9 protein-coding genes are annotated in these 8,576 nt (G+C 72.2%); 1 reads left to right on the top strand and 8 read right to left on the bottom strand.

All coding sequences use genetic code 11. The features are described 5' to 3' along the window. Window positions 1–829 (top strand): DUF4032 domain-containing protein (locus tag VF825_RS18600; RefSeq protein WP_331116176.1); only part of this gene is annotated, 829 nt, incomplete at its 5' end. Window positions 830–859: 30 nt separating this feature from the next. Here VF825_RS18600 and VF825_RS18595 read toward each other — a convergent pair. The 8 genes from VF825_RS18595 to VF825_RS18560 all read right to left on the bottom strand — a co-directional run. Next, on the bottom strand, window positions 860–1,351 hold the full coding sequence (locus VF825_RS18595; protein WP_331116174.1) for a DUF3180 domain-containing protein: 492 nt from the start codon (window positions 1,349–1,351) through the stop codon (window positions 860–862). Next, window positions 1,345–2,229 (bottom strand): 2-amino-4-hydroxy-6-hydroxymethyldihydropteridine diphosphokinase, encoded by an 885-nt coding sequence (gene folK, locus VF825_RS18590; protein ID WP_331116172.1) that lies wholly within the window; start codon window positions 2,227–2,229, stop codon window positions 1,345–1,347. Before folK ends, VF825_RS18595 begins: the two co-directional genes overlap by 7 nt. Continuing rightward, window positions 2,226–3,023 (bottom strand): dihydropteroate synthase, encoded by a 798-nt coding sequence (gene folP, locus VF825_RS18585; RefSeq protein ID WP_331116178.1) that lies wholly within the window; start codon window positions 3,021–3,023, stop codon window positions 2,226–2,228. The genes folK and folP overlap by 4 nt, the downstream gene beginning before the upstream one ends. An 11-nt stretch (window positions 3,024–3,034) precedes the next feature. Further along, the gene (locus VF825_RS18580; protein WP_331116170.1) at window positions 3,035–4,771 is read right to left on the bottom strand and encodes a phosphatidylglycerol lysyltransferase domain-containing protein; all 1,737 of its coding nucleotides are present in this window, start codon (window positions 4,769–4,771) and stop codon (window positions 3,035–3,037) included. Next, on the bottom strand, window positions 4,768–5,349 hold the full coding sequence (gene folE / locus VF825_RS18575; RefSeq protein ID WP_331116168.1) for a GTP cyclohydrolase I FolE: 582 nt from the start codon (window positions 5,347–5,349) through the stop codon (window positions 4,768–4,770). The genes VF825_RS18580 and folE overlap by 4 nt, the downstream gene beginning before the upstream one ends. Further along, a complete protein-coding gene (ftsH, locus tag VF825_RS18570) occupies window positions 5,327–7,363 on the bottom strand; it encodes an ATP-dependent zinc metalloprotease FtsH (protein WP_331116166.1) in 2,037 nt (678 codons plus the stop codon). The genes folE and ftsH overlap by 23 nt, the downstream gene beginning before the upstream one ends. A 192-nt stretch (window positions 7,364–7,555) precedes the next feature. Continuing rightward, the gene (gene hpt / locus VF825_RS18565; protein ID WP_331116164.1) at window positions 7,556–8,107 is read right to left on the bottom strand and encodes a hypoxanthine phosphoribosyltransferase; all 552 of its coding nucleotides are present in this window, start codon (window positions 8,105–8,107) and stop codon (window positions 7,556–7,558) included. Between the two features lie 34 nt (window positions 8,108–8,141). Further along, window positions 8,142–8,576 (bottom strand): TilS substrate-binding domain-containing protein (locus tag VF825_RS18560; protein ID WP_331116161.1); only part of this gene is annotated, 435 nt, incomplete at its 5' end.

Genomic DNA, 8,576 nt, shown 5'->3' with positions numbered 1-8,576 from the left:
CTGGGGCGACGTCTCCCTCTCGAACACGTTGTTCCGGCGCGACGCCGGCTCCTTCGCCGCCTATCTGGTCGACGCCGAAACCGGCGAGCTGTACCCCGACCTGTCCACCGGACAGCGTGAGTACGATCTGGAGATCGCCCGGGTCAACATCGCCGGCGAGCTGATGGACCTGGCCGCGGGCGGCTTCCTGCCCGAGAACGTCGACCCGGTCGACACCTCCCAGCGGATCGTGGACCGCTACCGCGACCTGTGGGTGCAGCTGACCGAGCTCGAGCGCTTCGAGCAGGGCGACCGGTGGCGGGTCGACGCCCGGATCAAGCGCCTCAACGCGCTGGGCTTCGACGTCGACGAGCTGGCCATCTCCACCGACATCGGCGGCACCCAGATCCAGATCCAGCCCAAGGTGGTCGACGCCGGCCACCACTCGCGCCGGCTGCTGCGGCTGACCGGGCTCGACGTCGAGGAGAACCAGGCCCGCCGCCTGCTCAACGACCTCGACGCCTACCGTGCGGCCACCGACCGGCAGGGCGACGACGAGGAGATCGTGGCGCACGACTGGCTCTCCCGGGTCTACGAGCCGGTGCAGCGTGAGGTGCCGCGCGACCTCACCCACAAGCTCGAGCCGGCCGAGCTGTTCCACGAGGTGCTGGAGCACCGGTGGTACATGTCCGAGAGGGCAGGCCATGACGTCTCGATCGAGGCCGCCATCAAGGACTACGTCGCGCACGTCCTGCCCGGCAAGCCGGACGAGTCCGCCGTGGTCGGCGTGGACACCGTGGAGATGCCGATCGTCGCCCGGGTGTCCGGGCCGCCGCACCGGCGCCGCTGACCGGGGGGCCGCCGGCCGGGCGAGCTCCGCTCAGTGCGGGGCGTCGGCGTCGTCGTCCTCGTGGTCGGAGCGGTCGTCGTCCACGCGGCACATCCGCTGGGCGGCCATGCCGGCGACGGTGAGCAGCACGCCCGCGAGGAGCAGCACCAGGGCGTGGACGGCGTCGGCCCGCACGGACGCCACGTCGATGTCGGGCAGGCGCAGCAGCACCAGCGCGGCATACCAGCCGGTGACCATGGCCCCGGTGAGGGCGGCCGCCTGGGCGAGCACCAGGGTGCGCAGCGCCCGGACCATGCTCAGCTCGCGGGTGGCCTTGCCGGCCTGCCAGCGTCGCACCGGCAGACCTGCGACGTAGATGCCCGCGGCCATGAAGGCCAGCAGCACCGCGCTGCCCCAGGAGGCCCCCGGAAGGCTGTGCCCGGCCCCCTCCCACCAGCGAAGCAGGACCCAGGAGACGCCGGCCACCACGACGACGACCGCCAGCACCAGACGCAGGGTGACGCCCCGACCGTCCTTCACCATGTTGCTCTCCATTCGGGTCCGGGTCGCACGCCGTCGGCGTCGGTGGCCGCGAGCAGGCGCGCCACGTCGGCCACCCCATCGGGGGCGACCCGCAGCCGCGCGTCGGGGTCGGCGCGCAGCCAGGGGGTCAGCACGAACGCCCGCTCCGCCGCGCGCGGGTGCGGCAGCAGCAGCTCGGGGTCGTCGCTGACCACGTCGGTGCCGGCGTCAGGGTCGCCGTACTGGATGAGGTCGAGGTCCAGTGTCCTGGCGCCCCACCGGGTCTCGCGGGTGCGGCCGTGGGCGGCCTCGATCCGGTGCAGTGCCGCAAGCAGCCGGTGCGGCGCGAGCCGGGTGTGGGCCAGCAGCACGGCATTGAGGTAGGCCGGCTGCTCCGGACCACCGACCGGGTCGGTCTCCACGAGCGGCGAGACCGTGTCCACGCGCACCCCCTCGAGGTCCGCGACCGCGTGGACCGCCTCCTCCAGCGTCTCCTGCACGTCGCCGAGGTTGGCGCCGAGGGCGACCACGACCGGGGTGTCGCGCTCGCGCCGGACCTGGACGCTGACGTCGGTGAACGGCACGCCCACGGGGGCGTCCGGCTTGTGCACGGTGACCTCGACCGCCTCGACGAGCGGGTGGGCCAGCGCGCGGCGGGCGACCCGCTCGGCGACGGCCTCGATGAGGTCCAGCGGCTCCCCGGCGAGCACCTCGACGACCTCGGCCGCGACCGCGGCGTAGTTGACGGTGTGCTTGAGGTCGTCGCTCTCGCCGGGTCTGGCCAGGTCGACCTCCAGGACCACGTCGGCGACGAAGGGCTGGCCCAGCTGCTTCTCCCAGTCCAGCACGCCGTGGCGGCCGCGCGCGCTGATCCCGGTGAGGGTGATCCGGTCGGTCATCGCGCCCCCTCCGTGGCCGCGACCACCTGGACGGCGGCCACGCTCGAGGCCACGTCGTGGACCCGCACCGCCCAGGCCCCGGCCTGCGCAGCCAGGACGGTGGTGGCGCAGGTGGCGGCGTCGCGCTCCAGCGGCGGCCGTGGGTCGGCGCCCTCGGGCACGCCGAGCCGGCCCAGGAACGTCTTGCGGGAGGTGCCGACCAGCATCGGCAGCCCGAGTGCGGCGACCTGCTCCAGGTGCGCCAGCAGGGTCCAGTTGTGGGCCGGCAGCTTGGCGAAACCGAAGCCGGGGTCGAGCACCAGCTGCTCGCGGCGCAGTCCCTGTGTGAGCAGCCGCTCGACCCGCTCCCCCAGCTCGGCGCGCACCTCGGCGACCACGTCGTCGTACTGCGCCCGTTGCTGCATCCGCGCGCTGTGGCCACGCCAGTGCATGACGATGAACGGCACGTCGGTGCCGGCCAGGGCTGCGGGCATGTCCGGGTCGGCCAGGCCGCCGCTGACGTCGTTGACGATGGTGGCCCCGGCCTCCAGCGCTGCCCGGGCGACGGACGCCCGCATGGTGTCCACCGAGACGCGCGCACCCTGGGCGGCCAGGTCGCGCACCACCGGTATCACGCGCCGCAGCTCCTCGGCCTCGTCCGGCCGCAGCGCCCCGGGACGGGTCGACTCCCCGCCCACATCGAGCAGGTCGGCGCCCTCGGCCAGCAGCTCCAGCCCGTGCTCGACCGCGGCCCCCGGCTCGAACCAGCGGCCCCCGTCGCTGAACGAGTCCGGGGTGACGTTGACGACGCCCATCACGAGCGTGCTCACGACGACGCCCCGCTGAAGAAGCGCAGCCGCGGCCAGGTCAGGAACGCCTCGGCCTCCAGGGCGGCCAGGGCGATGCGCGGCACGTCGCGGGTGGCCGGGTAGACCACGAAGCGGGGCGTCCAGTGCGGCTGGAACTTGGCGTTGAAGCGGTAGAGGCTCTCGATCTGGAACCACCGCGAGGCGAACTTCAGCACGCGGTACCAGGCCCGCTCCATCGGCCCGGCACCCAGCCGCTCACCGCGCTCGAAGGCCGAGCGGAAGGCGGCGAAGTTCAGCGACACCCGCTTGACCCCCAGCTCGGGCGCGGCCCGCAGGGCCTCGACGATCATCAACTCGTTGACGCCGGGGTCGGCGGTGCGGTCGCGGCGCATGACGTCCAGGGACATGCCGTCGCTCCCCCACGGCACGAACTGCAGGAAGGCCCGGATCACGCCGTCCTGGCGGGCCACGACGAACACGCAGTCGGGGTCGACCGGATCCACCAGCCGCCCAAGGGCCATGGAGAAGCCGCGCTCGGTCTCGGTGCCGCGCCAGGCGCTGGCGTCGGCCAGGGCCCGGCGGCGGTCGCCCTCGGTGACCTGCGCGGCGCGCACCACCTCGGTGGTGTAGCCGGCCCGGCCGATCCGCTTGACCATCTGCCGCACGTTGCGCATGGCCCGGCCCTCGAGGGTGAACGAGGCCGCGTCGACGACCGCCTCGTCGCCGAGCTCGAGGATGTCGAAGCCGGTCTCGCGCGTCCACACGTGGCCGGCCCGCTCCGAGCAGCCGATGACCGCCGGCCGCCAGGCGTGCAGCTCTGCCTCGCGCAGGAACGCCGCGATCGCGCCCGGCCACGCCTCGGGGTCGCCGAGCGGGTCGCCGCTGGCGAGCATCACACCGGAGACCACCCGGTAGGCGATGGCCGCCTTGCCGCTCTCGGACCAGATGACGCTCTTGTCGCGGCGCAGGTTGAAGTAGCCCAGGGAGTCGGGGCTGCGCTCCAGCAGCGCCCGCAGGCGGGTCTCGTCCTCGTCGGTGACCATGGGCCGCGGCTCGGGGGCGCGCAGCGCCAGGTAGACCGGGACGAGCAGGGTCATGATGCCCAGGCCGAGCAGGACCGCGCCGATGACGTCGTTGGTCCGGTCGCTGACGAAGACCAGCGGCCCGTTCAGCCCGACCAGGCCGGTCAGCACCTGCCAGAGGGCCTCCTGCAGGCTGGGCGGCCCGCCGACGACCGCGTGCCTGCGGGACTCCACGAGGATGAGCCCGAGGACGACGCTGATGACCGCCATGGCCACGAAGACGCGCGCGGCCCTCCACCGGGTGGTCGGGTCGCCGAGCGCGTGGAACTGCTCGCGGGTGACGATGAGGACGATGAGGACGACCGCGGACACGGCGGTGGCGATGAGCTCCACCCGGCCGGCGTGCAGCAGGACGCTGAGGCTCAGCAGCGCCACGCTGGCCCGCCAGGCCCGGCGCTTGCGGCGGGTGAGGGCGTGCGCCAGGAAGAGCAGCAGGATGCCGGCCACCACCGACGCCGCCGAGGCGGCGTTCGCGACGCTGCCGGGCAGCACCTCCGCGAGGGGGTGCAAGCGGCTGCCCAGGCCACGGCGCAGCCCGGTGATGATGTCGCCGATGCCGATGAGGTAGGTCAGCAGCCCGAGGACGCGGGGGACCTTCGACTGCGGCCCGGTGAAGGCGGCGAAGCGCTGGCTGAGGGGTGTGGCGTGACGCGTGGAGGCGCGTTCACTCACCGCTGACCACCGATCAGCCCCATCGCCTCGGCCCGGGTGGCGGGGTCACGCAGCTGGCCCCGCACCGCCGAGGTGATGGTCCGTGACCCGGGGCGGCGCACCCCGCGCATGGACATGCACAGGTGCTCGCACTCGACCACGACGATGACCCCCTGCGGCTTCAGGTGGTCGACCAGGGCGTCGGCGACCTGCGTGGTCAGCCGCTCCTGCACCTGAGGGCGACGGGCGAACACGTCGACCAGCCGGGCCAGCTTGGACAGGCCGGTGACCCGCCCGTCCCGGCCCGGGATGTAGCCGACGTGCGCGACGCCGTGGAACGGCACCAGGTGGTGCTCGCACGTGCTGTAGACCTCGATGTCACGCACGAGGATCAGCTCGGAGTGGCCGATCTCGAACGTCGTGGTGAGCACGTCCTCCGGCTGCTGGCCCATGCCCGCGAACATCTCCGCGTAGGCCCGCGCGACCCGCCCCGGGGTGGCCTTCAGCCCGTCGCGATCGGGGTTCTCCCCGATCGCGACGAGCAGCTCACGCACGGCGCGCTCTGCGCGCTCGAGATCAATGTGCGTCGGGGTCGACATACCCACCCTCGGGCACCTCGATCACCGCGGTGGGCGGGTGCTCCTCGACGTGCTGCTGACCGTCCTGCGGGCGCGAGCCGTTGGCCATCGCCGCCTTCTCGGCCGGGGTGAGGACCGGCGGCAGGTCGCTGACGTGGCGGCGGTCGCTGGAGAGCCAGATCGGGCGCACCGGGCGCTTGACGATCGGCGAGAAGATCTCGGCGAGCTGCTCCTTGCCGAGCGTCTCCTTCTCCAGCAGCTCCAGGACCAGGTGGTCCAGGACCTCGCGGTTGTCGTTGAGGGCGTTCCACGCCTCGTCGTGCGCGGCCTCGATGAAGCGGCGGACCTCCTCGTCGACGACGCCGGCGACCGACTCGGAGTAGTCGCGCTCGTGACCCATGTCGCGGCCGAGGAAGACCTCGCCGCGCTCCTGGCCGAGCTTGATGGCGCCGACCCGCTCGCTCATGCCGTACTGCGTGACCATCTTGCGCGCCAGGCCCGTGGCCTTCTCGATGTCGTTGGCGGCGCCGGTGGTCGGGTCGTGGAAGACCATCTCCTCGGCGACCCGGCCACCGAGGGCGTAGGCGAGCTGGTCGAGCATCTCGTTGCGCGTGGTGGAGTACTTGTCGTCCGCCGGCAGCACCATCGTGTATCCGAGGGCGCGGCCGCGGGGCAGGATCGTCACCTTGGTGACGGGGTCGGTGTGGTTCATCGCCGCGGCGACGAGGGCGTGGCCGCCCTCGTGGTAGGCGGTGATCTTCTTCTCCTTGGCGCTCATGATCCGGGTGCGCTTCTGCGGCCCGGCCACGACACGGTCGATCGCCTCGTCGAGCGCCTTGTTGTCGATGAGCTTGGCGTTGCCACGGGCGGTGAGCAGCGCGGCCTCGTTGAGCACGTTGGCCAGGTCGGCACCGGTGAAGCCCGGGGTGCGGCGGGCGACGGCGAGCAGGTCGACGTCGGTCGCCATCGGCTTGCCCTTGGCGTGCACCTGCAGGATGTGGTGGCGGCCGAGCATGTCGGGCGCCTCAACGGCGATCTGCCGGTCGAAGCGGCCCGGGCGCAGCAGCGCCGGGTCGAGGATGTCGGGGCGGTTGGTCGCCGCGATGAGGATGACGTTGGTCTTGACGTCGAAGCCGTCCATCTCGACGAGCAGCTGGTTCAGCGTCTGCTCCCGCTCGTCGTGGCCACCGCCGAGGCCCGCACCACGGTGCCGGCCGACGGCGTCGATCTCGTCGACGAACACGATCGCGGGGGCGTTGGCCTTGGCCTGCTCGAACAGGTCGCGGACGCGGGAGGCGCCGACACCGACGAACATCTCGACGAAGTCCGAGCCGGAGATCGAGTAGAACGGGACCCCGGCCTCGCCGGCCACGGCGCGGGCCAGCAGCGTCTTGCCGGTGCCGGGCGGGCCGTAGAGCAGCACGCCCTTGGGGATCTTGGCGCCGACGGCGAGGAACTTGGCCGGCTCGGCCAGGAACTCCTTGATCTCCTGGAGCTCCTCGACCGCCTCGTCCGCGCCGGCGACGTCGGAGAAGGTGACCTTGGGGGTGTCCTTGGAGGCGAGCTTGGCGCGGCTCTTGCCGAAGCTCATGACGCGGGAGCCACCACCTTGCATCTGGTTCATGAGGAACCAGAACAGGCCCAGCACCAGGACCAGCGGCAGCAGGGTCGCGGCGAGGCTGAGCAGCCAGTTGGGCTGGGCGACCTCGTCGGTGTAGCCGGCCGGCGGCAGGTGGTCGTTGAGCAGCTTGACCAGCTCGGGACCACGCGGGGTGACGTAGTAGGCGCGGACCCGGGTCGCGTCCTTGACGTCGCCGCCGGTGTAGCTCTGACCCTTCTTCAGGGTGATGTCGACGTGGTCGTTGTCGACGAACTTGGCCGAGTCGACCTTGTTGTCGGTGATCAGCTTCTCCGCCGCCGAGGTGTCGATGCGGGAGAACCCGCTCGTCTCACCGACGGAGAACCACAGCACGCCGATGCCGATGATCAGGATCACCCAGACCATCGGGGTGCGAAGGATGCGCTTGAAGTCCATGTGTGTGCGGGGCTCTGGGCCCCGTCCCTCCTGGTCGCTCAGCAAGGTCGTCCGCGGGTCAGGCCAGCGTGCCGACGGTGGGGATGACGGTACACCGCAGGGGGGTGCGGCATTCTCGCTGGTCAACGACCAGCAAGACGGCGGTGTTCCGGCCGGGGTCGCCCTCTTGGGGGTTGACCGGACCGCCCGACGTCAGGAGTAGACGTGTGGGGCGAGGGTGCCGACGACCCGCAGGTTGCGGTACTTCTCGGCGTAGTCGAGGCCGTAGCCGACGACGAACTCGTTGGGGATGTCGAAGCCGACGTACTTCACGTCCACCTCGACCTTGGCCGCCTCCGGCTTGCGCAGCAGCGTGCAGATCTCCACCGAGGCGGCGTTGCGCGACTCGAGGTTGGACTTGATCCAGGACAGGGTCAGCCCGGAGTCGACGATGTCCTCGACGATCAGCACGTGGCGGCCGGTGATGTCGGCGTCGAGGTCCTTGAGGATCCGCACCACGCCCGAGGACTTGGTGCCCGAGCCGTAGGAGGAGATCGCCATCCAGTCCACCGGCGCGGTGCCCGGCAGGGCGCGCATGAGGTCGGCCATGACCATGACCGCGCCCTTGAGCACGCCGACGAGGAGCAGGTCCTTGCCCTCGTAGTCGGCCCAGATCTTGCCGGCGAGCTCGTCGAGCTTGGCGTGGATCTCCTCCTCGGTGATCAGCACGCGTTCGAGGTCGGCTCCCATGTGGGCAGCGTCCACGACTTCTCCAAACAGCTGGGGGGACACGAAGCCTCTATTCAACCCGACGCGACGGCTCCAGCGTGACCCGCCCGTCGAACCGGCGGGCCCGCACGGCGCCGGGCAGGTCGACCGGCCCCTGCCCGTGCCAGTCGGTCAGCAGCGCGTCGAGGGCGTCGACGTGGACGGCGAACAGCGCCCCGGGTGGTGAGCCGGCCTCGGTGGCCAGTGCCCGCCATACCCTCGTCCGTATCGCGCGGGGCAGCGCGGCGAGCGACGTGGCCTCCCACGGCCCCTCCCCCAGCCTGGCGCGCGCGGTGCGGGCGAGCTCGTCCAGGGCGTCGGCGTCCTGGCGCAGCAGGTCGGCGCTGCGGGCCAGCGCGGCGGCGACCCCGGGGCCGAGCGCGGCCTCCAGCTCGCCGAGCAGCCGCCGCGCCCGCACCCGCAGGTAGGTCTCGTCGGCGTTGTGCGGGTCCTCCCACGGCGTCAG

Source organism: Oryzihumus sp. (assembly GCF_036391795.1).
Classification (GTDB): domain Bacteria; phylum Actinomycetota; class Actinomycetes; order Actinomycetales; family Dermatophilaceae; genus Oryzihumus.
The sequence above is the reverse complement of the archived record's forward strand: the minus strand, read 5'-3'. Positions and strand labels throughout refer to the sequence as shown.

Coding starts and splice junctions, on each gene's coding strand:
- VF825_RS18595 (WP_331116174.1), bottom strand. CDS start 1,351: ATGGTGAAGGACGGTCGGGGCGTCACCCTGCGTCTGGTGCTGGCGGTC.
- folK (WP_331116172.1), bottom strand. CDS start 2,229: ATGACCGACCGGATCACCCTCACCGGGATCAGCGCGCGCGGCCGCCAC.
- folP (WP_331116178.1), bottom strand. CDS start 3,023: ATGGGCGTCGTCAACGTCACCCCGGACTCGTTCAGCGACGGGGGCCGC.
- folE (WP_331116168.1), bottom strand. CDS start 5,349: ATGTCGACCCCGACGCACATTGATCTCGAGCGCGCAGAGCGCGCCGTG.
- ftsH (WP_331116166.1), bottom strand. CDS start 7,363: ATGGACTTCAAGCGCATCCTTCGCACCCCGATGGTCTGGGTGATCCTG.